The sequence below is a fragment of the Chlamydiales bacterium genome (genome assembly GCA_016185065.1).
In the GTDB taxonomy this organism is placed as follows: domain Bacteria; phylum Chlamydiota; class Chlamydiia; order Chlamydiales; family Rhabdochlamydiaceae.
This window is the reverse complement of record JACPOL010000005.1, coordinates 117733-141341: the sequence shown is the minus strand read 5'-3', so window position 1 is coordinate 141341 and position 23609 is coordinate 117733. Positions and strand designations below refer to the sequence as shown.

The 23609-nt window shown below is 49.3% G+C and carries 18 protein-coding genes; 10 read left to right on the top strand and 8 right to left on the bottom strand.

The annotated features are described in order from the left end of the window. Window positions 1-18: 18 nt before the first annotated feature. The 6 genes from hrcA to HYX48_03230 all read left to right on the top strand — a co-directional run bounded on the left by hrcA (window position 19) and on the right by HYX48_03230 (window position 7323). Window positions 19-1191 (top strand): heat-inducible transcriptional repressor HrcA, encoded by a 1173-nt coding sequence (gene hrcA, locus HYX48_03255; GenBank protein ID MBI2742914.1) that lies wholly within the window; start codon window positions 19-21, stop codon window positions 1189-1191. Beyond that, the gene (grpE, locus tag HYX48_03250) at window positions 1184-1723 is read left to right on the top strand and encodes a nucleotide exchange factor GrpE (protein MBI2742913.1); all 540 of its coding nucleotides are present in this window, start codon (window positions 1184-1186) and stop codon (window positions 1721-1723) included. Before hrcA ends, grpE begins: the two co-directional genes overlap by 8 nt. A gap of 24 nt (window positions 1724-1747) precedes the next feature. Next, entirely contained in the window at window positions 1748-3688 is a 1941-nt protein-coding gene (gene dnaK / locus HYX48_03245) for a molecular chaperone DnaK (protein ID MBI2742912.1), read from the top strand. A gap of 131 nt (window positions 3689-3819) precedes the next feature. Beyond that, window positions 3820-4872, top strand: coding sequence for a hypothetical protein (locus HYX48_03240; GenBank protein MBI2742911.1), 1053 nt, complete (start codon window positions 3820-3822; stop codon window positions 4870-4872). A gap of 14 nt (window positions 4873-4886) precedes the next feature. Next, on the top strand, window positions 4887-5915 hold the full coding sequence (locus HYX48_03235; protein ID MBI2742910.1) for a hypothetical protein: 1029 nt from the start codon (window positions 4887-4889) through the stop codon (window positions 5913-5915). A 370-nt stretch (window positions 5916-6285) separates the two neighbouring features. Further along, window positions 6286-7323, top strand: coding sequence for a hypothetical protein (locus tag HYX48_03230; GenBank protein MBI2742909.1), 1038 nt, complete (start codon window positions 6286-6288; stop codon window positions 7321-7323). A gap of 166 nt (window positions 7324-7489) precedes the next feature. Here HYX48_03230 and HYX48_03225 read toward each other — a convergent pair whose 3' ends face one another. Genes HYX48_03225 through HYX48_03195 form a run of 7 tightly spaced genes read right to left on the bottom strand, consistent with a single transcriptional unit; the run spans window position 7490 to window position 16346 of the window. Further along, window positions 7490-9085 carry a hypothetical protein gene (locus HYX48_03225; protein ID MBI2742908.1) on the bottom strand — a complete coding sequence of 532 codons (1596 nt, stop codon included), beginning with the start codon at window positions 9083-9085 and terminating at the stop codon, window positions 7490-7492. 19 nt (window positions 9086-9104) lie between these two features. Continuing rightward, window positions 9105-11054, bottom strand: coding sequence for a site-2 protease family protein (locus tag HYX48_03220; protein MBI2742907.1), 1950 nt, complete (start codon window positions 11052-11054; stop codon window positions 9105-9107). 57 nt (window positions 11055-11111) lie between these two features. After that, window positions 11112-12266: a 1-deoxy-D-xylulose-5-phosphate reductoisomerase gene (locus tag HYX48_03215; protein ID MBI2742906.1), complete on the bottom strand. Its 1155-nt coding sequence runs from the start codon at window positions 12264-12266 to the stop codon at window positions 11112-11114. Window positions 12267-12289: 23 nt separating this feature from the next. Further along, window positions 12290-13288 (bottom strand): metal ABC transporter permease, encoded by a 999-nt coding sequence (locus tag HYX48_03210; GenBank protein ID MBI2742905.1) that lies wholly within the window; start codon window positions 13286-13288, stop codon window positions 12290-12292. Continuing rightward, window positions 13281-14567: a metal ABC transporter permease gene (locus HYX48_03205; protein MBI2742904.1), complete on the bottom strand. Its 1287-nt coding sequence runs from the start codon at window positions 14565-14567 to the stop codon at window positions 13281-13283. The genes HYX48_03210 and HYX48_03205 overlap by 8 nt, the downstream gene beginning before the upstream one ends. Then, entirely contained in the window at window positions 14567-15343 is a 777-nt protein-coding gene (locus HYX48_03200) for a metal ABC transporter ATP-binding protein (GenBank protein MBI2742903.1), read from the bottom strand. Before HYX48_03200 ends, HYX48_03205 begins: the two co-directional genes overlap by 1 nt. Then, window positions 15336-16346 carry a zinc ABC transporter substrate-binding protein gene (locus HYX48_03195; protein MBI2742902.1) on the bottom strand — a complete coding sequence of 337 codons (1011 nt, stop codon included), beginning with the start codon at window positions 16344-16346 and terminating at the stop codon, window positions 15336-15338. The genes HYX48_03200 and HYX48_03195 overlap by 8 nt, the downstream gene beginning before the upstream one ends. Window positions 16347-16633: 287 nt before the next feature. Here HYX48_03195 and HYX48_03190 point away from each other — a divergent pair, with 287 nt between their 5' ends. Further along, a complete protein-coding gene (locus tag HYX48_03190) occupies window positions 16634-17167 on the top strand; it encodes a hypothetical protein (GenBank protein ID MBI2742901.1) in 534 nt (177 codons plus the stop codon). A gap of 320 nt (window positions 17168-17487) precedes the next feature. Further along, window positions 17488-19065, top strand: a complete 1578-nt coding sequence (locus tag HYX48_03185; protein MBI2742900.1) for an NTP/NDP exchange transporter — start codon at window positions 17488-17490, stop codon at window positions 19063-19065. Between the two features lie 232 nt (window positions 19066-19297). Here HYX48_03185 and HYX48_03180 read toward each other — a convergent pair whose 3' ends face one another. Further along, the gene (locus tag HYX48_03180; GenBank protein MBI2742899.1) at window positions 19298-20548 is read right to left on the bottom strand and encodes a hypothetical protein; all 1251 of its coding nucleotides are present in this window, start codon (window positions 20546-20548) and stop codon (window positions 19298-19300) included. A 131-nt stretch (window positions 20549-20679) separates the two neighbouring features. Here HYX48_03180 and lepA point away from each other — a divergent pair, with 131 nt between their 5' ends. Next, window positions 20680-22503, top strand: coding sequence for an elongation factor 4 (lepA, locus tag HYX48_03175; GenBank protein ID MBI2742898.1), 1824 nt, complete (start codon window positions 20680-20682; stop codon window positions 22501-22503). A 2-nt stretch (window positions 22504-22505) separates the two neighbouring features. Continuing rightward, a complete protein-coding gene (locus HYX48_03170; protein MBI2742897.1) occupies window positions 22506-23360 on the top strand; it encodes a DUF2608 domain-containing protein in 855 nt (284 codons plus the stop codon). Window positions 23361-23609 lie beyond the last annotated feature (249 nt).

Sequence of the window (23609 nt, the reverse complement as noted above, 5' to 3'; positions counted from 1 at the left end):
AAAATCTCGGCAAAACAAGTGAAGAACATCACTCCTAAAAAGCCCCCTAAAGACCAGCGAGAGAAGCTCGTTCTTCTCGGGCTGGTCGAGCTCTATCTTAAAACGGGCTCCCCAATCGGCTCTAACACGCTTAGAGAGAACGGGTTTGAAAACATCAGCTCTGCCACCATCCGCAACTACTTCGTCCGGCTCGAGGAAGAGGGCTACTTGAAACAGCAGCACTCCTCTGGTGGACGCACTCCTACCTCCTTAGCATTAAAGCTTTACGCTCAATCCCACCTCGAATCTTCGGCCTCTCAAGATAAGGAGAACGAGCTCCTCTACGCCAAGCTGGTTAGACAGAGCCGAGGCATTGCCGCCTACCTGCAGGAAGCTGCCGAAATCATCAGCGAAAAGACGGGCTGTGCGGTCTTTCTGTCAGCTCCCCGTTTCGACCAGGACTTTGTTTTAGACATCAAACTGCTCAGCATCGACCAGAACCGCTGCCTCTGCGTCCTCGTTACAGACTTCGGGATGGTCCACACTGAGATCCTCCACACCGAGAAGAAGCTGAGCAACTTCAGCTTAAAACGCCTCGAAGCCTACTTCCACTGGCGCATTACTGGCATCGATAAGCCCGAGCTCTCTTCCGACGAGGAGAAGATCGCCACCCGCTTCTACCGCGAGATCATGCTGCGCCACATCGTCAGCTACAACAACTTCACCGCAGAAGACATCTACAAAACGGGCTTCTCAAAGCTCCTCAGCTATCCAGACTTTAATAACACGCTCTCTCTTGCAAGCGGCCTCTCCCTCTTTGAAAATCCAAACACGATGCGCACCATGCTCGGCGAGTGCTGCAAAGCAAACAGCCTGCTCTGCTGGATCGGCGACGATCTGCACGAGCACGCTCCGCAAGTCTCCTCCTGTTCTGTGATTGCGATCCCCTACCGCATCAACCAGACAGTAGTCGGCGCCCTTGCCATCTTAGGCCCGCTGCGCATCTCCTACCCTCGCCTCTTCAGCATCCTTAAAACAGCATCGGACGCGATCACAGAGACGCTAACGAGAAGCATGTACAAATTTAAAATCACATTCCGCCAACCAGAGGCGCCACACCTTGACTATAAAAAATCCGCTGGCCCGCGCGATACACCGCACGGCCTCCTTGTGGAAAATCAAACTGAAGAATTTGGAGCATTTCATGAGTGAAAACGAGACCCCAAAAGAAGAAAAAGAAGAGAGCTCCCCGGCGCCAGAACTAGATAAGACAGCGCAACTCGAAGCTGAGATTAAAGAGTGGAAAGACAAACATCTGCGCACGCTTGCAGAGATGGAGAATAGCCGCAAGCGCATGCAGAAAGAGAAGCAGGACTCTGTGCGTTACGCGATGGAGAACCTCTTTGCAGACCTGCTTGGACCTGTCGACAACTTGGAGAATGCTCTCGCATTCACAGACAAGATGTCGGACGAGACCAAGAAGTGGGCAGTAGGCTTTCAGATGATTCTTGGGCAGTTTAAAGAGCTGCTCACAGCAAACAACGTTCAGCCGTTTGAATCGATTGGCATGCAGTTTGATCCGCACAAACACCAAGCGATTGAGATGGAAGAGACAGAAGACAAACCCGAAGGAGTGATCCTTCAAGAGTTCGTTAAAGGATACAGATGCGGTGATCGCATCATCCGCCCAGCGCGTGTAAAAGTGGCGAAAAAGCCCTCTTCAGCGCCCGCGGAACCAAACTAAATTAAAAAAAAGGAGAAACACACTATGACCGAACAGAAAAGTTCTCAGAAAAAAGGCCGCATCATCGGTATCGACCTTGGAACCACAAACTCCTGCGTTGCGATCATGGAGGGCGGAGCCCCTGTGGTTATCGCGAGTGCAGAGGGCACACGTACAACACCTTCGATCGTCTCTTACAAAGGTGGAGAGCGCCTCGTTGGTATCCCTGCAAAAAGACAGGCAGTCACAAACCCAGAGAGAACGATCTACTCAGCTAAGCGCTTCATCGGCCGCAAGTTCTCTGAAGCACAGAGCGAGATCAAGACCGTTCCTTACAAAGTTACACAGAACGCCAACGGCGATGCGGTTTTTGAGATCGACGGCAAAGCTGTGAGCCCAGAAGAGGTTGCAGCACAAGTTCTGATCAAGATGAAAGAGACAGCAGAGGCCTACCTCGGCGAAAAAGTAACAGAAGCGGTTATTACCGTTCCTGCCTACTTTAACGACTCTCAGAGACAGTCGACAAAAGATGCGGGCCGCATTGCGGGCCTCGACGTTAAACGTATCATTCCAGAGCCGACAGCAGCAGCTCTCGCCTACGGACTCGATAAGCAGAGCGATAAGAAGATCGCTGTGTTCGACTTGGGCGGCGGTACATTCGATATCTCGATCCTAGAGATCGGCGATGGCGTCTTCGAAGTACTCTCAACCAACGGCGATACCCACCTTGGTGGAGACGACTTCGACAACGCAATTCTCCACTGGATTCTCGATGAGTTCAAGAGAGAGAATGGCATCGACCTCAGCAAAGATAAGATGGCGCTCCAGCGTCTTCGCGATGCTGCTGAGAAGGCGAAGATCGAACTCTCTGGCACACAGACAACAGAGATCAACCAGCCCTTTATCACAATGGATGCAACTGGTCCGAAGCACCTCGCCTTGACGCTGACACGCGCCAAGCTCGAGAGCCTCACTCACAACCTGATTGAGCGCACAAAAGAGCCCTGCTTAAAGGCTCTGAAAGATGCTGGCCTCACAGCTAGCCAGATCGACGAGGTCATTCTTGTCGGCGGTATGATCCGTATGCCAGCTGTAGAGAAGAAGGTCACTGAGATCTTCGGAAAAGAGCCTCATAAAGGCGTGAACCCCGACGAAGTTGTGGCCGTTGGCGCTGCAATTCAGGGCGGCGTTCTCGGTGGAGAAGTGAAAGACGTTCTCCTCCTCGACGTCATCCCCCTAACACTCGGTATCGAGACGATGGGCGGAGTGTTAACACCGCTTGTTGAGCGCAACACGACGATCCCAACTCAGAAGAAGCAGGTCTTTTCAACTGCCGCTGACAACCAGCCTGCAGTGACCATCGTGGTCCTCCAGGGTGAGAGAAAGATGGCAAAAGACAACAAAGAGATCGGTAGATTCGACCTCACCGACATCCCGCCAGCTCCGCGCGGCGTGCCTCAAATTGAGGTCGCCTTCGACATCGATGCCGATGGTATCCTTCACGTCTCTGCTAAGGACATGCAGTCTGGCAAGTCGCAGAAGATCCGCATCGAAGCTAAGTCGGGCTTAAGCGAAGCTGAAGTTAAGCGCATGCTCCGCGATGCAGAGGAGCACGCTGAAGAGGATAAGAAGGCCAAAGAGACGATTGAAGCGAGAAATGAGGCGGACTCACTCGCCTTCCGCGCTCAGAAGGCCCTCACCGACCATAAAGACCGCGTCCCACAAGATGTCGCAGCAAGCGTTCAGAGCAAGATCGACGCTGTGAAAAAAGCCCTTGAAGGCAGCGACATTGCGACCATTAAGGCCGCAACGGAAGAGCTGAATCAGATGATGCAGAAGATCGGTGGATCGATGCAGCAGCCTGATGCAGCAGCTGGTGCCGCGGCTGGCCCGCAAGCGGGCCCTTCTCAAGAGGCTCAAGGTAAGCAGGGCAAGCCTGATATCGAAGAGGCTGAAGTCGAGATCCTCGACGACGAGAAGAAGTAGTCCTTAACTAGACACTTTCTGAAAAGAGAGGGGAGGCCCAAAAGGCCTCCCTTTTTATTTATAATAATTAATTGACATTTAATTGCAAATTATATACAATTATCTTTAATTTTATTAAAAATAAGGATACAATGACTTCATTAAAGCCAGTTTCTTCTATTATTGCAGACTTTTGCGGCGATAATAACGGCTGGGACGCCGAAGGCCTAAGCCGCGCAGTTATCGGAGGAGTTCTTATCAATACGAACAGACCTCTACTTGAGATCGAAGGCAACCCCCTGCCCATACACCTCCAGCAGCTAGTCGTCTCTTTTCTCTTTTTTAAAAAAGATAAAGACAACGAGATGCTACGCATCTGGTGTAAATTCGACGTAGCGCCACCTTTTATTGAAGACTACTGCCTTAGAACCGGCCTCGCTTTTTCAAGGCATATGCAAGGGATCACCGGTTGCTGCATTGATGATAGCGACTCGCTCACCCTTTCCGGAAACTTCATAGAACTTGGAGGATTTCGAAAACGGTTTCCGGTTGTTGCTGCTTCTGCAGTTGAAGCATCTATCTCTCATGAATTTGCCCTCTCTCGTTGGCAAGATCAAGAGAAGCTCCATTTGAATAATCTTCCTGACCACACCGATGGGGATATCAGCAAACTACTCGCTCCTTGCGGCCAGATACGCAAACTCTCAATCAAGAACTCTCCTCGTCTTTTCTCATTGGGATTTTTGCCCGGCTTTCACCACTTAACCAGCTTAACGCTAGTACTTCCTCAGCTCAGAAATAAACAGCCCGCACATCTTGTTCCTTTGGAAGAGGTCGACCTCACGCCCGTTGATAAGACAGTTCCATCCTTTGATCTTTCAAAATTCCAGCTACCAGAATTAACAGATCTCACCGTCTCTTGCGGCCCCCACCTGTTTCAAGTTGATGCAAGACACTTCCCAAAATTAGATTGGGTGACCGTCACTCTAAATAGAATAAATGATGGAGATGAGTGTCCTACGGGCAGAAAGTTTCTCTTCCTCAACAAGGACCAGCAGTGCACGGTCGACTGGGTGCCTTCTAACATTACGATTAGCGGCAAGCCTGTCAGCGACTGGCTCACTGTTATCAGAGAAGAGCCCAAAAAAGAGGAGTCTAAAAACGACTCCGCAGCTCTCATACCTGCAGGCATGAGCCTCTCATAACAAGGAAAAATACTATGACTTCATTAAAGCCAGTTTCTTCGATCATTGCAGACTTTTGCGGCGATAATACCGACTTTAACGCAGCCGCAATGAGCTGCGAGCTGATGACCCAGTGCGTCATCGATGAGCATAGAAAGCCCCTGCTTGAGATCGAAGGCAACCCCCTGCCCATACATCTCCAACAGCTAGTTGTCTCTTTTCTCTACTCTGAACAGGAAAAGAGCAAGATAATGCGTCGCGTAATAAAACTAGAGATCGCACCACCCTTTATTGAAGATCTCTGCCGTCGAACCGGTCTTTCTTTCTCAAGGCATATGAGAGAGATACCCTGCTTCAGCCTAGCTGAGAGCAGCTCACTCTCTCTTTCCAAAAACTCTGTGGGATTTTTCAGGGCAGCTAAAAGCAATACCGTCTCTATTTCTCACGAGTTTGCCCTCTCTCGCTGGCAAAATCGGGATATGCTCACGTTGGATGATCTTCCTGAACATTCCGATGGAGATCTAGCCAAGCTGCTTGCGCCCTGCAGTCAGGTGTGCAGACTCTATGTTAGTAACGCTCCTCGTCTTTTCACTTTAGAATTTGTACCAAATTTTCAGCAGTTAACCAAATTGTCTCTAACGCTTCCTCAACTCCGAAATAAACAGCCTATCCATCTCATTCCTTCAGAGGAGATTGATCTGACACCTGTTGATCCAACTATTCCGCTTTTTGACCTTTCAAAAATTCAGCTGCCTCTATTAACGGCTCTCGATGTTGAGTACGGCCCTCAACTATTTCAAATTGATGCGAGACACTTTCCGAAATTAAACACAGTGGGCGTGGTTTTATATGGCATTATAGAAGACGGAACGGAGTGCCCAACCGGCAGAAAGGTTCTCCTGCTGGGAAATCAGCAGTGCACGGTCGACTGCGCACCTTCTTACATTAGAATTGGCGGTAAGACCGTCCACGACTGGCTCACCGTTATTCGAGAAGAGCCCAAAAAAGAGGAGTCTAAAGGCGACTTCAAAGCTGGCCTGTCTGCTGGCCTCAGCCTCTCCTAATTCTTCTTTGGAGCGCGCGACCTGGCGCCGCTTTTCTCGAGATCGACCCGGCGATCTCTCCCTTAAAGAACTCCTTCCTGAAGAAAGGAGATTCTCTTCGGCTAAGGATAAAAGAGAATATGAATCCCGCCTAGACCCGGCCCTGAAAGAGCCGGGATTGCGGCGAGGGGCCGTTCAAAGAAACATCGTCAAGCCGATGTTGAAAAAAGCGGAGACGAGTCTCCGCACTCCAAAAAGATCGTATTTTGAGGCCCAAGAGGCCTTCCTTTTTTATCCTAAAAAACCACAAATTAAAGTAATTTTTATAAATTACTTTAAAATAAAAAATGTGTTATAGTTTAACATATTTTAAATAAATTTGTGAGTTAATATGACTTCATTAAAGCCAGTCTCTTCGATCATTGCAGACTTTTGCGGCGATAATAACGGCTGGGACGCCGAAGGTTTAAGTCGCGCGGTTATCGGAGGAGTTCTTATCAATACGAACAGACCTCTGCTTGAGATCGAGGGTAATCCACTACCCGTACGCCTCCAACAGCTTGTTGTCTCTTATCTAAAATTTGATTGGGAAAAGTCGCCTATTAGAGCATCTGATCTTTTTGTTGAGGATCTCTGTCTAAGAACTGAAATAGCATCTTCTAGGCACTTTCAGAGCGTCTTTTTAACACGGTGGGAAGATGATTCGAGCATCGGCATTCACAACACCCTCTCAGCTCAACCAGAGCTAGAACCCGTACACTCGCTTACCCTCGGTTCGGAACTACGTTCGCGAATCAGCTGCATCGTTTCTCCTGAGCACGTATTAACACGGTGGAAAAAGCAGGATGTTCTCTGTTTAGAAAAAGTCGGTTATACCGATCAAGATCTGACTAAACTTCTTGCTTCTTGTGGTCAGTTGAGCAATCTTTATATCTTTGAATCTCCACGCCTTTTCACTTTAGAATTCTTATCTCATCTCACTGATTTGACCAGTTTAACATTGAAACTCCCTCAACTTAGAAACGAGCAGCCTGCGCATCTCGTACCTTTAAGAGAGGTCGACCTTACAAAATCTGTCGATGAGCCCCCCTCTTTCGATCTAGGAAAATTTAACTTACCAAAATTATGTTGGCTTCGAATTCAAGCGTGGGGACCCCAGCTCTTTGTCGTTGATGCAAGAAGATGTAGCAGATTGCACCATGTTGAGATAACTCTTGAAGGCGCAAGAAAAAATGGCGAGTACCCAACAGGCAGAAAATTCTTATACCTCAGCGCTACCGACTGCGTGGTCGATTACCTTCCTAAATCTATCAGAATTGAAGGAAAGATCACCCCTGACTGGCTCACCGTTATCCGAGAAGAGCCCAAAAAAGAAGAGTCTAAAAATGACTCCGCAGCTCGCCTGCCCGCAGGCATGAGCCTCTCCTAAGCCAAAGCTTCTTTCTTTGACCGAACGAAGAGAGGTCCCTGGGGTGCGGCGCTCCGCGCCGCCCTGACTTCTTCTTGAGCAGAACCGTCAGCGAAACCTTTAAAAAATTAAGGCGGCGCAGAGCGCACGCACTCCAGGGATTTCGCTCCGCTCAATCAAAGAAAGATTACATTTTGATGGGAAGGGAGCCGGTGGGGATGAGCTTGCCGTAGACAAGGTCGCGGGCGGCTTCAAAGGTGTCGGGATCCTCTTCGTAGGCAGCGATGAGCGCAGAGGTAGTGGGCAGGACGCGCAGAGCGTAGGGAGTGCCAAAGAGGATGAGTGTGGTGGGGGTCCTTAATTCTGAGAGGAGTTTTAGCTCCTCCTCTTTTAATCCAAAATTGGGCTGCTGCTGGTTGACGTTGCAAAGCGCAACGATCAGCATATCGTAGGCGCCCTCTCGCTCGGGAAGCTGGGTCAGATTTACTAGCTCTGCACCCTGAGCTTTAAAGAGATCGGTGAGAAGCTGACTCTCTCGCCCAATCTGAATAAGCGCTGCACGGGCATGAGGCTTAAGAGGCAGTGCGTGCCTCTCATTTCTAACAAGTGTGATCGCTTCGCGAAAGAGGCGGCGCTTCAACTGCTTGGCTTCAAGTGTCGTGATCTCTTCTTTTGAAGCGCGTTCTTCACGCATGTGAACTTTGAGCTCTTCCTTAAATTTTAAGACTTTTAGTACGCGCTGGTCGAGCTCCTCTTCCGAAAGGCTCTTACTCTCTACTGCTCTCTTGATTCCAAAAAATGCTTGAGGAAGCTGCACGCGCAGAATCTCATCGATATTGGGTGCGATATGATCGCCATAGAGGAGAAGGTCGTGGCCTGCGTTAAAGGCTCCAAGTGCGACCTTATCTGTCTCTGCAAAGAGGCTTATCGCCTTCATGTTCAGCGCGTCGCTGATGACTATCCCTTTGAAGCCCATCTTCTTTTTTAAGAGGTCTGTGACGATAGAGCGCGAAAGCGTGACGGGCATGAGATCATCGAGTTCAGGCACGAGAAGATGTCCGGTCACGAGAGTCATCGCTCCTTTATCGATCAGCTTCTGGAAGGGGTAGAGCTCCACACTTTCTAAACGGTCGAGGGTAAAGGGAATAGTAGGCAGTGCTTGATGAGAGTCGAGGTTAGTATCTCCATGCCCGATGAAGTGTTTGATGCTCGCAGCCACGCCACTCTCTTGCAACCCCTCCATAAAAAGGGCTGCGCGCTCTGCAACCTCTTGAGGATTATCTCCGAAAGAGCGCATGTGGATAATCGGGTTTTTGGGGTTGATATTCACATCGACAACAGGAGCAAAGTTGAGATGGAGTCCGACGATTTTACACTGACGTCCAATCTCTTTTCCAAGCTCGTAGATGAGCTGCTTATTCTGAATGGCACCGAGGGTAAGGTTCCTGGGAAAAGAGAGGGTGTTTTCAAGCCGCATCCCGAGGCCCCACTCGGCGTCTCCGGTGCAGAGAAGAGGGACTTTCGCAAGGTGCTGGAGAGTGCTTATCAGCTGTAGTTGCCCCTCTGAGCTCCCCTGCTTCAGAATGATGCCGCCGATGTGAAACTTCTCAATCGCCACTTGCAGGTCGGCAAGGTGATCCTCGCCTCGCAGCGGGCACGCTGGCATGATGAAGAGCTGGCCGATCTTCTCATCGAGGCTCATCTCCTCCAGCCTCTCCTCTGCCCACCCCGCATACAGCTGCGGCATCATGAGAACTAATAGCGCACAAACCAGCCTCTTCACAATCTCTCCCGATTCGACTTTAGAAAAATCTACTGAAGACGCGGATGAGGTCGTGGTAGGTGAGGTAGACGAAGAGAGCGACAAGCAGGACGATGAATGGGATGATGAGCTTCTCCATCGTCTTGGCCTTAATCGGCTTCTTCGTGACCATCTCGACAAGCGAGAAGCAGATGTGACCGCCGTCTAACACGGGGATTGGAAGAAGATTCAACAGACCGAGGTTTAAGCTGATTAGCCCCATCCAGAAGAGGGCTTCCTTAGCTCCGATGGTCCAGCTGTGGTGGATGACCTCGACGATTCCAACAGGGCCCGCCATCCATTTCGGATTTAGAGCGCCTGTGAAGAGGCCTGTGATCGTGCGCCAAGTATCTTGGAGAATCGTGCCAAAGATAGAGAAGGGCGAGGGATTGTAGCTGACAAAAACGTCTTGCAAAGTGATTCCAAGCTTAACGCGCTGCTGATCGTTCTCAAACTGGCGCATCGCCTCAGCTTTCTTCTTCGGATTTTCAATTGCTTCAATCTGCTTTCTCTGCTCGCTCTCTTTCTGTTCAAGCCAGCTTCTCTGTGCGCTTGTGAGAGGAAACTCGGAGAGCGGACGCGGTGTGATGGGAGAGAGGAGATAGAAGTTTTTTGCTTGCGAAACGGCCTTCGCAGTTCCCAGCGCTCCAGTGATTTCGGAGACAGCTTGCCAGTCGGTGTGCTTAATAAAATAGCTATCGGCATCTTTCCACGAGAGCGAAGGGTTTTCGCTCATGCGCTCTACAATGACGCGCACGCGTCTATTCTGTATCTCTTTGAAAAGATCAGCAGAAGTTGCAACTGCGATACCATCGACAGCTAAGATGCGATCTCCAACTTCAAGAGGAGCGGAAGCGGCAGAGCGCTGGGCATTCTGATATCTGCACTCTTTGGAGTTCTCATCGAGGTAGACGACCTCTCTCTCTACAACGGCGTTAGGGTCCAAGTTGTAAGGGATGAAAAAGAGCTGATCGACACGGGTTTTAAAACCGCCTGCGTGCTGCCAGTCGTCGAGCTCGGCTCTTTCAGCTGGTGTGAACTTGACATCGCCGACTTTTAAGCGAGGGATGCGGGTGAGAAAGGTCGTCTCTCCGCGCTGCACTGTAAGAAGGGTCTTTGGTTCGTTGATAAGCCCGCTAAGCTGGTTGAGAGAGAAGATAAGCTCGCCATCTACCCAGACGATGCGATCCTTATACTGGATTCCGCTGTCATACATGGGCGAGCCAGCTTGAAATGTGTTCTCGTCTCCGTTGCGCTGCCTGTCATAAACGAGAAAGCTTGCTGGGCTGAATATGCCGATCGTAGTAAACGAGGGGTCTGCTGAAAGAGGATTTGGATAGGTGGGAAGGTTGTAATCGAAGGGCTCCTTCTGGAGACTGGTGTAGTCGATCTTATTCCCCTTTATCTCGCAGCTCTTCTCTTGAGTCACAGAGGCGTAAAGGAGATCTTTGAAGCCAGTGAAGGGCTTGTTGTTATATTCGGTGATCTGATCGCCGGGTCTTACTCCTTTATCATAAATAGCAGAGCAGGAGTCCATCCAGCCGATCAGGCTTGTGAACTCGGCAAAGGGTTTATCTCTTCCTCCGGTTAACCAGATGGCGCTAAAAGCTGCGAAAGCGAAGATGATATTAAATACGGGGCCCATGACGGCGACCTTAATTCTATCGATGGGTCTCTTTCCAAAGAAGCCATCGGGGATCTGGTGGGGCTCCTGCGAACCCTTCTTCTCCATTCCTTTGATGCGAACGTAGCCTCCGAAGGGCAGCCAGCCGACCTGCCACTTCACTCCCTTATGTTCCCAGCTGAAGATCGCCTTGCCAAACCCGATGCTGAAAGCTTCGACGGTCATGCCGACGCGTCTTGCGACAAAGTAGTGGCCGAGCTCGTGGATGAAGACCAGAAGACCTAATCCGAAGGCCGCTAGAACGGCGTAAAAAATACTCTGAATCATTTTTTTACCTATTAGAGAGTGTCTGCAAATGCAAACAACATGCTTTTTTAGTCTTTCTTATATCTTCAACGCCTGCTCTTTTGCGAGCTCGTCGATCTCTAGGATCGTCTCTAAAGAGGGGCTGCTTTCAACTTGATGAGAGGATAGCAGCTGCTCGAGTTTATGTCCGATCTCTTGCCAGCCAAATGCTCCTTGCAGGAATCTAGAGACGAGGATCTCATTCGCCGCATTTAAATAACAGGGCATGCTTCCGCCCTGCCTAATCGCCTCGTAACCGAGCTGGAGGCAAGGAAATTTAGTGTGATCTGGAGGGAAAAACTGGAGGGAGAAGGCCTTTGAAAAATCGAATGGGCGCAGAAAGCCTTCGAGCCGCTCTGGATAGGTTAGCGCATATTGAATCGGAAGAGCCATGTCCGTCTCCGAGAGCTGGGCGAGCATCGAGCCATCGATCATCTCGATCATGCTGTGAATGGTGCTTTGGGGATGGATCACCACGTCGATCTTATCAACAGGGATTCCAAATAAGAAGTGGGCTTCGATCACTTCGAACCCCTTATTCATGAGAGTGGAGGAGTCGATGCTATTTTTGGGGCCCATACGCCAGGTAGGATGTGCGAGGGCCTGCTCGGCGCCCATCTTGGCAAGCTCTTCAGGCTTCGTGTGTAGAAAGGGGCCACCCGACGCCGTCACAATAACACGCCTGACATGCTCTCTCTTCTCTTTGCGTAGACACTGGAAGAGGGCGCTATGTTCGCTATCGATGGGGATGAGCTGCACCCCCTTCTTTCGAACAAGTTCCATGATGTACTCACCAGCGGAGACGAGCGCCTCCTTGTTGGCAAGGGCGACATCTTTTCCACAATTGATTGCTTGGACTGTCGGTTGAATGCCCAGAGTTCCCGTGATGGCAGAGACGACGAGATCGACAGAGTTAAGAGAAGCGGCCTCTAGCAGTCCCTCCATTCCCCCCACAACTCTGATGTAGGGAAGGCGGCGCTGAAGTTCTAGAGCTTTGTCCTTATCGTAGACGGCGATGAGTTCTGGATAGAACTCCTGGGCTTGCTCTTGTAGAAGATCGATCTGAGATTTTGCGGCAAGCGCTCTGATCTGCACTTTTGGGAAGAGATGTCGAACCACTTTAAGTGTGTTCTTTCCGATCGAACCGGTACTTCCTAAAACTGCAATTCTTTTTGGAAAACCATCTTTCTTAATCACGGATCTATCCAACAACTAAACTAAGTTCTCTGCATCTCCTCTACGCGCTTCTTCCATCTACTCTTTACCACCCACTGGGTGATAAGGCCGCGCTCTGGAGCAAAAAGCACAGCGAGAAGGTAGATGAGACCGATCATGGTAACCACCAGACCAGCCGTAGATAGAGGGAGATGATAGCAGGAAAGCAGATGTCGCGCTAGAGCTATTGATATAAGCGAGGAGAGGCTGCCGATAAGAGCGGCAATTAGAATAAGCTTAGGAAGGCGGTCTGTGAATAGACGCGCTGTCAAGACGGGACCGACGAGAAAGGCTAGGAAGAGGAGAACTCCGACCGCCCGAAAAGCGCCTATCGAAGTTGCAGAGACCAGGACCATGAGAAAGTAGGTGTAAAAGAGGGGGGAGAATCCCAGCGTCCGCGCGTGTGCAGAATCGAAAGAGACGAGCGTAAACTGTTTAAAAAAGCAGACGACGGTAATCAGGGTGATCAGTCCGACAGAAAACACGAGCTTGAGGTCGTCAACGTGAAGGGCGTCGATGTTCCCCATGATCGCCTCAACACCAAGGTGGACGTTGCGCGTAAAAAGGGTGACAAAGAGAATGCCAAGTGCAAAGAGCGTGTTAAAAACGAGGCCGATACTGGCATCTTCCTGAAGGCGCATCAGATGGGTCAGAATCTGAGTTAAGACCGTCGTTACAAGCCCTGTAATTAATGAGGCGCCAAGCAGTATTGGGAGGCTAAATCCCTCTGTGGTAATCGCCTGAGAGCAGATGAGGAAGGCGGAGACGATTCCCAGCAGGATTGTGTGCGAAAGAGAGTTGGCAAGCATCGTCATTCTTCTGAGGACGAGAAAGGTGCCGACAAGAGCCGAGCTGACTGCAATCGCGACTAGGACAAGCAGCTGGATCTCATCTGAGGCGAGGGGCCCCACTGAGGAGTCGAAAGTGAGCCATCTTCCAAGGCGGCCAAAGAGAACAGAGAAAAACTCAAAAAAATCTTTATTCCAATAGGGGTTAGACATGGATCCTCCCTGGAATTGGCTGCTGGTGCGGATCGTGCGTCGGATCTTCTAGGAACTCTGTGAGTTCTCTCTCTAAATGAGGGGTGAGAATGTGCTCCATCTCCTCGGCGCTATGGTGAACCTTCTCTACACCCTGGCCTAAAGAAACAAGATAGAGCTCCCACAGCCTGTGGAGGCGAACGATCTCGGCAGAGCGCCTTCTCCCCTTCTCCGATAAGCGAAATTGTCCCTTCTCCCCCTTCTCTACCCAGCCTTTGAAAAGAAGCCTATAGAGCTGAAAAGTGGAGACCTTACCGGATGCTCTCTGCCACCCCTCCCCTCCTCTCCAGAGCGCCTTAAGAGCATTCTCCAATCTACACTTATCTTTAAAGCGAGCGATGCGCAGGATGCGGCTAAAGAGCCCTGTCGTTGGAGAAAAGAGAAGAGAGAGCGCGCAGATCAGGGAGGCGCTAAGCAGGATCATGGGCCCCGTCGGGAGAGAGATCGCCTCTCCCTGATCAAAGAGCTTGGGGAGCTCCATTGAAAGAAAATTTCCAAAGAAACCACTTAATGCTCCAAACGCGCCAGCTAGCACGAAGAGAAGCCACATGCGGTGGGTGAGCTGCCTTGCGGCAACTGCGGGAGCAACGAGCATGCCCGACATGAGGACGACTCCTACGCTTCGGATCCCGATGACAATGGCGAGGACGAGAAGGAGAAAGAGGAGAGCATCGACAAGTTTAACGCGAGCACCAAGAGTCTTAGCGAGCTGTCGATCGAAATTAATAAGTTGAAGCGGCCGGTAGAGAAAAAAGAGAAAGAAAACGGTCGCAGCGAGCAGGATAGAGTAGATACCCACGTGAAGGGCGGTCATCGTCGCCACCTGTCCGTAAAGAAAGAGATGGATCTGATTGTACCAGAGAGGGTGGGTCATCTGGATGCGGCTTGCAATGAGTATTCCAATACCAAAAAGAACGGAGAGCGCAAAACAGAGCGCAGCATCGCTCTTCACCCCAAGACGGCGCTCCATGAACTCTACGAGCAGAAGACCTCCAAGAGAGGAGAGAAAAGCGCATCCGAGAATCACAAGACTTGCAAACTCACCAACTGAGGTAAAGACCGTCGCAAGAAGTAGAGCTCCGATAACGATACCTGGATAAGCCGAATGTGAGAGAGCCTCTGCAAGCAAGCAGCGCTTTCGAAGAAAGGCGACTACCCCAATGAGCGAAGAGGCGACGCACATCAGAATGCTGCCTATCGTTGGCGCCCATAAAAGAGGGTCTGTAAAATAATTCAGCATTACTTAAGTCCCGCCGTCGTATTCTGTGAGATTCTCGCAGCTTCATCGAGAAGCATGCTTCCCTTGCCGTAGGTGCGAAGAAGATGGTCGCGATGAAAGACCTCGCTCACGGGTCCGCTTGCAACGAGACAGGTATTGAGCATGAGCAGCCACTTAAAATAGCGATCGACAGTGCTCAGATCGTGATGGACAATGATCAGCGTCTTTCCTTGAGATGCAAGCTCTTCAAATAGAGCGACAAGCTCTTTCTCTGTTCCATTGTCTACACCTGCAAACGGCTCATCCATCATATAAATATCGGCGTCTTGAGCCAGTGCGCGTGCGATAAAAATTCTCTGCTGCTGCCCTCCGGAGAGCTTTCCGATCTGGCGATCGGCAAAAGAGAGCATTCCCACCCTCTCCATCGCCTCTTCCGCAATCTTATGATCCTTCTTGCTCTGCCATTTAAAGAGCCCGAGATGCCCATACCTTCCCATTAGAACCAGCTCCTTGGCTGTGATGGGGAAATCCCAGTCTACCGAGCTGCGCTGGGGAACATAGGCGATCTTCTTTCTAACTTCTGTGAAAGGCTTTCCAAAAAACTCTATGTTTCCAGAGAGAGGGGCGATCATCCCCAGAAGAGTTTTTAAGAGAGTGCTCTTGCCTGCACCATTGGGACCAACCACTCCCACTATCATCCCACGGTCGATCGTAAAATTGATATCCCAGAGGACGGGAGTCTTATCGTAGTTTACGGTGAGCTGCTCTACTTTTATTACTGGATTATCCCTATTCATGTTTGCTCCACTGCTCTACCATCACATTACAGTTATGCCTCAACATATTTAGGTATCCGTCTGAAACAGGCCCAGACTGCTGCATCGCATCCCCATAAAGAACGGCTGGGGAGATTCTCACACGGTGCCCCATCTCTTTGCATACGCTCGCGATCTTCTTCAATGAGTCGCGGCTTACATTAGACTCGGGAAAGACGACATCGATCTGGTGCAAGATGAGATGGTCGATGATCTTCTTAATATCTGTGTAACCGAGCTGACCATCTGGAGCTAGGCCTTCAGGTGCAGCAAAGCGCTTCTGCCACTCTCCACCTCTTCTCTCTTCGTCTCCCGCGAGATAGGCTCTTGCAAAGTAGTTAAATGCGTCGTGGCTTGCAACGAGATAGCGCTTCTCTTCGGGAGCTGTTTTAAATTTTTGAACTATCTCTTGATGGACTGCGAGCATCTTGTTCTTTAACGCCTCTCCATTTTGATAGTAGTAGTCGGCATGCTCTGCATCTATCTGAGATAGAGTCTCAACAATAGGATCGACGGCTCTAGCCCATAAAGAGATATCCATCCAGATATGAGGATCAACCTGGTTACCCACCATTAGGATCTCATCCGGCGCCCGTTTCTCCAGCTCACTGCCCAATGAGACTTTGCAGGGATGGCTCTCCAGTCTATAGCGCAGGCTGGCTCCGTGCTCTAGCCCAAGCCCATTATAAAAGACCACTTGCGCAGAGGAGATCTTCTCATCATCCCCTTTTACGAGCTCGTAGCTGTGAGGATCGATCTCTCCTAAAATGAGCTTTATATGGTCGACTCTCTCTTTTCCGATCTCTTCGACTAGATCATCGATCATTCCAGTGGTCGATAGAACCTTAACTTTCCCATTATTGGATGCCCAAGAGTCCAACTCCCTACTTTTACCTCTGCTATCAGAACAGCTAAATAAGGTTATTAAGAGGAGGGAGGGAATAATCCACTTTAAATATCTACGTAGAAATCTCTTGTATTTCATCCAATTTCCTATGAATTTATCCAATCATCAAATGATGCTCTAAAGTCGATCAAATCTCAATCAAATTATAGGAAAGAAATTCAATTGAATGACTATTTGTTGCAGAAAAAGAACCACTTTTCATAAACTCTGATAATTGAAAACAAAAAAGGGTTTTTTCGAGACAAAAGAACTTCCTTTTGCTGATTAAATTAGAGCCATCTTAGAAAGTTTTTCAAACATTTCTAAAGAAAAAAGAATCAGGAAGAAAAAATTTAACACCTTGGAACAAAAAAGGAATATTGAATATGTCAAACAAAGACGACCACCACGAGCCAAAAGGAAAGAGCATGAAAGAGATCGAAGAGGTCATTTCAAAAGCTATTAAAAAAGTTGGTGGCAAGAAAGAGAACGACCTGTGCAAATACATCCCGATGACCGGTGGTGGATACATGCACCATTTTACTCTCCGTAAAATGCGCATGAAACAGCCAGGCGAACTGAGCGCTCTGATTGAAAAATTCATTAACAATTCCGAAAGACCACACAGCGTTGCCCCAAAACAGCGCGCTGCACGAGGATCTCGCAAGCGCCGCGACCAGATCACCTTCACAAGAGGCCAACTAGAGCGCATGCTCACTATTGCTAGACTCGCTGGCGATAAAGAGATGGTTTCAGTTCTCAGCCCTAAAAAATCTCTTGCTACTTGCAAACGCGAGCTGATTGCTGCAATCCGCCACGGGCGAGTTGAGCAGGAACTCTGGAACACATATGTTGAGTGTGTGAATGTTATGCAATCCCTCTCTCCATCAGAGGCGATGCTCCAAGGTCTGACAAGATAATTTTTTTATCCGATATTCCTTTAAATACCCTCTAAATTTTTTAGAGGGTATTTTTTTATCTGGAAAGAACGCCCGCCTGGGAAAATGGACAAGAGAGAAGTAAAAAATTTCTTTCTTTGGCGCGTGTCCATTCTCGTCCGTTTCCTGTCCATTCTTGTCCGTTAATGTCTGTTTCTTTTCCGAGCGCCTCCCCAGGCGGACCTGATGTAAATAAGATTTTTTGATAGGCAAGAGTTCGGAAAAGAATGAAAGATCTTGATTTTTAACTAAAACCGATTATAATAGCCTCTCCTATTTGTTAACTTTGTTGAGGAAAAAACATGTCACAAACTGCAACTCGTGAATTCGGTAAATGGCGGTCCTTCTTCTGGCCCGTCCATAATTTTGAGCTCAAAAAGCTCCTTCCCATGTTCTTCTTATTCTTTTTTATTAACTTCAACTACACCATTCTCAGAGACACTAAAGACGCTCTGATCGTAACTGCGCCAGGTTCTGGAGCAGAAGCGATTCCCTTCCTAAAGGTTTGGGGTGTACTTCCAATGGCGATCTTGTTCATGCTGCTGTACGCAAAACTCAGCAACGTGCTCAGCAAGACTAAGCTGTTCTACACTACAATCTCTATATTTATAGCGTTCTTTGGGATCTTCGCCCTGGTTCTCTATCCGCTGCGTGACGTCCTTCACCCGACCGATATGGCAGATAGACTCCAAGCCGCACTTCCTCAGGGACTAAGCGGGATGGTAGCTCTCTTTAGAAACTGGACCTATGCTCTTTTCTACGTCATGTCTGAGCTCTGGGGTAGCGTAGCTATCTCTCTCCTCTTCTGGGGATTTGCGAACGACATTACTCGTATTAATGAGTCTAAGCGTTTTTACGCGATGTTCGGCCTTGGCGCTAACTTCGCAATGCTCTTCTCTGGTCCTGCAATTGTCTACTTCTCTGATATCCGCAGCAAACTACCTGCTGGTGTCGATGCTTGGGGCGTATCCCTCAACTACATGTTGAGCATGGTAATCCTCTCTGGCCTCATCATCATGGGTATCTACTGGTGGATTAATAAAAATGTTCTTACAGATGCTCGCTTCTACGATCCTAGCGAACTTAAAAAAGCTAAGAAAGAGAAGACAAAGATGCCTCTCAAAGAAAGCTTTAAGTTCCTAATGAAGTCTCCATACCTGGGCTACCTCGCGGTTCTCGTGATCGCCTACGGTGTTGCGATCAACCTCGTTGAAGTAACCTGGAAGAGCCAATTGAAACTTCAGTACCCAAATCCTAACGAGTATAGCGCCTTCATGGGCTACTTCTCTGCGATTACAGGTAGTGCGACAATCCTCATGATGCTCTTTGTGGGTGGTAACGTCATCCGCAGATTCGGCTGGGGCGTTGGAGCTCTGATCACTCCAGTTGTTCTCTTAGTAACCGGTATCGGCTTCTTCTCTTTCGTAATCTTTAGAGATAGTTTGACAGCTTTCATTAGCATTCTTGGCACAACACCTCTCATGCTGGCTGTAATCTTCGGAACAGCTCAGAACATCATGAGTAAGTCTGCTAAGTACTCTCTCTTTGATCCGACAAAAGAGATGGCTTACATCCCTCTCGACCAAGAGTCGAAAGTTAAAGGGAAAGCAGCGATCGACGTCGTTGGCGCTCGCTTAGGTAAGTCTGGCGGTTCTCTGGTGCAGCAAGGTCTGATCATCGCTCTCGGTTCGGTAGCAGCGATCACTCCTTACATCGCAGCGATTCTGTTTGGAATCATCTTTGCTTGGATCGGTTCTGCAAAAGCTCTAAGCAAGCTCTTTGCTAAACTGAACAAAGAGCGCGATGAGCAAGCAAAAGTAGCTGGCGAAGCCAAAGAAGCTATGGCGAAATCTGGAGCTCAACCAGAAGCTACAACCTAATCTTTCAGATTAGCTTGTTAAGGCGAAAAGCCCCCTTGAAAAAGGGGGCTTTTTTTATTTTTTGGAGTGCGGCGACTCGGCGCCGCTTTTCTCGAGATCGACCTGGCGATCTCTCTTAATTTTAAATAAATTTGACAAGAAGTGTTTCCTCTTAAAAAAAATCGACAAGTCGATTTTAAGAAAAAGCGGCGCCGAGTCGCCGCACTCCAAAAAAGAAACAAAGAAATAGAGGTTAGACGCGGGAGTAGTGGATGTTGTAGGCGTTTTGAAGCTCAGCTTCTGCTTCACGCTGAGTGAGTGGACGCACTCGATTATCATCGATCTCCCACCAGATGGATCTTCCGTTTGGAAGGGCTACTCTTCTGCAGGCGACGTAGTGTCCGCCTAGCAGACTTCCTCTATGAATGAAAAAGGAGTCCGCCTCGTAGGTTAAGGGTCTGCCATCACCAGCTGCAAAGTAGTTAGTGGGTAGCGTCACTCGCATGGGAGTGGGAATGGCATCGTTGATTTTAATGCGATTGTACTGAGCATCGTGAGTAAAGCGATTCAATTGAACAAAGAGCTCTTCTGAGGGCTGAGCAAATTTTCTAGTCGCACGGCCTCCTCGTCCATCCACATCAAAAAAGTAGGGGCGCATCACATAGTGGATAAAGATCTGCTCTTGCGTGAGCTCGCCATCGATCTCCCCTTTTTTAGAGAGGTAGTTTCCTAGACTTAGGAGAAGTCTTGGTTGGTGAGTTCTTCTTTCCATTGCTTCGCCATCTGCCGCCGTCCACTTTTGGACGATTGTCTGTCTAAACGCAGGAGAAGGCCTCTCCATTAACTGGTCGAGTAGAAGCAGAGCGTCTATAGCAAAGTCTAGAATCTCTCCGGCATCGGCTTGAGTGCCATGGGGTGGAATTGCAGGCCCTCCTCGGGGCTGCGCTGAATAGTCGGAGACCCAGGCTCTCACCAGTTGAGTATCAGCGACCGCAACACTCTTTGAACCCGCCTGAGCTGCGCGGTAGCCCTGCAGAATCTTTTTCAAGGAGTGCTCCGCCTCTTCAAGTGCATCGATTGCTTGCATGACGGAGGGAGAGGAGAATGCCACCTGCAAAGCGGCATTGACGCAGCAGTTGTTTGTTCTTAAGCCGTTGACCAGGCCAACAGGCTGATTCTGCATAAAATTGTTTGTTATGTTAGGGATGTGAAGTGAACCATCTGGCCAGAGAGTTGTACGGGAGAGGGCCGATCCGATCAGCCAGATTAGAACCGCTACAGGAAGGCCGAGAAGCATGTAGGGAGAGACCGAGACCGACCCCACGATGCAGGTAATGGCAGCTACAGGCACAATAATCCACTTGAGAAGCTGCCCCAGTATTACAAGGGTATACACACGGCAGTCCAGCTCATCTGCTTGACCCGGGGCCTGGGGAAGTAAGGGTTGCACTACGGCTAGAACCGCAGGTAAAACGGCTTCTTTACTTTCTAGTGATTGTGTCATACGGCTTACAAATATTTTAACAAATTAACTATAGATTTGCAATTGCCGAATATTTAAATTAAAAAAATATTTTTAATTGAAGTTTAACCAGATTTGCATTGTGATAGTCATTTTTTTCAGCGGATAGGTTCATGGCAGACGATAAGAGCTTTAAGTACCGTATAGAAAATATTCGAAACTTCTCGATTATCGCCCACATCGACCATGGCAAGTCGACGCTGGCCGATCGCCTTCTCGAGATCACGCGGACAATCCCTCAGCGAGAGATGCAGGAGCAGGTACTCGATGCGATGGATCTTGAAAGAGAGCGCGGGATCACGATTAAGGCCCACCCGGTTACGATGATCTATGAGGCTGAGGATGGGACGATCTACAAGATCAACTTCATCGATACTCCCGGACACGTCGACTTCTCCTACGAAGTATCGCGCTCGCTCTCCGCTTGCGAGGGTGCTCTGCTTGTGGTCGATGCAGCTCAGGGCGTTCAAGCACAAACTCTCGCCAACGTTCACCTTGCCGTAGATAGAAATCTGACAATTGTTCCCGTCATCAATAAGATCGATCTTCCCTCGGCAGACCCCGAAGGCGTGAAGCAGCAGATCGAAGATGTGATCGGCATCGACACCTCAAATGCTGTGCTCTGCTCAGCAAAAGCTAACATTGGCATCAAAGAGGTGCTTGAACGCATCTTAATCGACGTGCCTCATCCTGTGCCTCCTACTGATAATGTTCTGCGCGCACTGGTCTTCGACTCTCACTACGACCCCTACCAAGGCGTCATGGTCTACGTACGCGTGATCAGCGGTGAGATCTCGAAAAAGACGATGATTAAACTGATGGCGACCGACAAAATTTTCGAAGTCCTAGATGTTGGAATCTTTTCGCCAACCGCTAAGTCGGTCGATATCCTACGCCCAGGAGAGGTGGGATATCTTGCTGCCAATATCAAGAAAACTGCCGACGTCAAAGTAGGCGATACTGTGACCTCCGCAAAAGCGCCAGCTGAGACTCCCCTTCCTGGTTTTAGAATGATCGCTCCGGTGGTCTACGCGGGAATCTATCCCGTCGACACCTCCGACTTTGAAGCAGTTAGAGATGCTCTGGTTAAACTGCAGCTCAACGACTCTGCACTTCATGTTGAACAAGAGAGCAGCTTAGCTCTTGGCCTCGGTTTCCGCTGCGGCTTTTTAGGCCTCCTCCATCTCGAGATCGTCTTCGAGCGTCTCCAGCGAGAGTTCGACCTAGATATCATCACAACAGCACCAAGCGTTATCTACCAGTTCACACTGGGAGATGGCCAGGTGCTTAAGATCGACAACGTGGCTCACTATCCAGATCCTTCGATGATCGACTTTGTCGAAGAGCCTTGGGTGAAGTGCCACATCATGGTGCCTGCAGAGTTCCTCGGCGCTCTGATGAGCCTTGGAATGGAGAAGAGGGGCGAGCTAGTAAAAACTGAGACGCTAGACAGCAAGCGCCTGCTCCTCACCTACCGCTTTCCTCTTAACGAGATCATCACCGACTTCAATGACAAGCTGAAATCGATCACCCGAGGCTACGGCTCATTCGACTACGAGTTCGAGAAGAATGAGATCTCCGACATCGTTAAACTTGAGATCCGCGTCAATGAAGAGCCTGTCGACGCCTTCTCCTGCCTCGTTCACCGAACTAAAGCAGAAGCGCGTGGACGTGCGATCTGTAAAAAACTGGTTGAAGTGATCCCGATGCAGCAGTTTAAAGTGCCAGTTCAAGCAGCAGTGGGCGGTAAGATCATCGGACGTGAGACGATCCGTGCGATCACCAAGAACGTCACAGCCAAGTGCTACGGCGGAGACATCACCCGCAAACGCAAGCTGTGGGAGAAGCAGAAGAAGGGTAAGAAGAAGATGAAAGAGATTGGCAAGGTCAACATCCCTCAATCCGCTTTCATGGAAGTTCTAAAAGCAGGAGATTAGTGATGAAGTTAAAATTGGCCGCGCTCTTTCTAATTTGCACCTCTTTTGCCGCTGCAGAAATTAAGGAAATCGACCGCATCTCTTCAATTCTTCCCGATATCGAAGAGGAGACTCTCGTTCTTCTCGACATCGATGAAACTCTAATTGAAACACCTATTATGCTTGGAGGAAAGGCCTGGAGGCGCTACGCCAGAAACATCCTGAACAAGAGTAAAGGAGAAGAAGAGGCGACCAGGATTCACGACAAACTCACCTATTTCATTGCAGGGCAAGTTCCCTACATCGCCATTGAAGATGAGGTCTACGGCTGCTTTACAGAATTTAAAACAAAAAACGCCTCTGTCTTTGGCTTCACAGCGCGAGGAAGAGAGCACTGGTATGATATGCCTTCTCCTGATGGAGAAGCTTTGGGAGTTCTTCACTTAAAACAGGCGGGCATCGAGCTCTATCCATCTAGCGTGATTGCAGACGAGGCTCTCTTTCTCCATCCTAGCTATGGTCAAAACATTTTCTTTGCGTACCCGCTTGAAGACAAAGGAGATCTCATTTTAGAGCTCTTTGCAGGAACAAGCTACCGGCCTTCCAAAGTCGTCTTTGTGGATGATAAGCTGGATCACGCCCGCTCTGTAGATAGCGCTCTTAAATCGCTCGGCATCCCAGCAGTCTGCTTCCACTACACTCATGTGGATTCATACCGACCATTCGACGCGATGATCGCCCATATTCAATTAGAAAAGCTCCTCTTCGAAAACAGAACTCTCTCCAATGATGAAGCTGCCGCCCTAAAAAGCAAGTATGCGGACAAAAACCCCGACGAGTTCTTCCTCGAACTCATCAACCGCTTTCTAAGCAACTAAGCATTCTCTTTCTTTGATTGAGCGCAGCGAAATCCCTGGAGTGCGTGCGCTCTGCGCCGCCCTCGTTTTCAAGAGTAAAAAACAGGATCCGCTTCGCTGGCAGGATCGCCGCATACGCGGCGGCAGGATAGAAGAAATTTCCGGAATCCTGCCGCCCTGAAAGGGCGATCTTGCCAGCGAAGCGGATCCTGTTATTTTTTCTTCATACTCCCTCTAGTCCGCAAAGCGAAAACTTTTACTGCGCTCAAT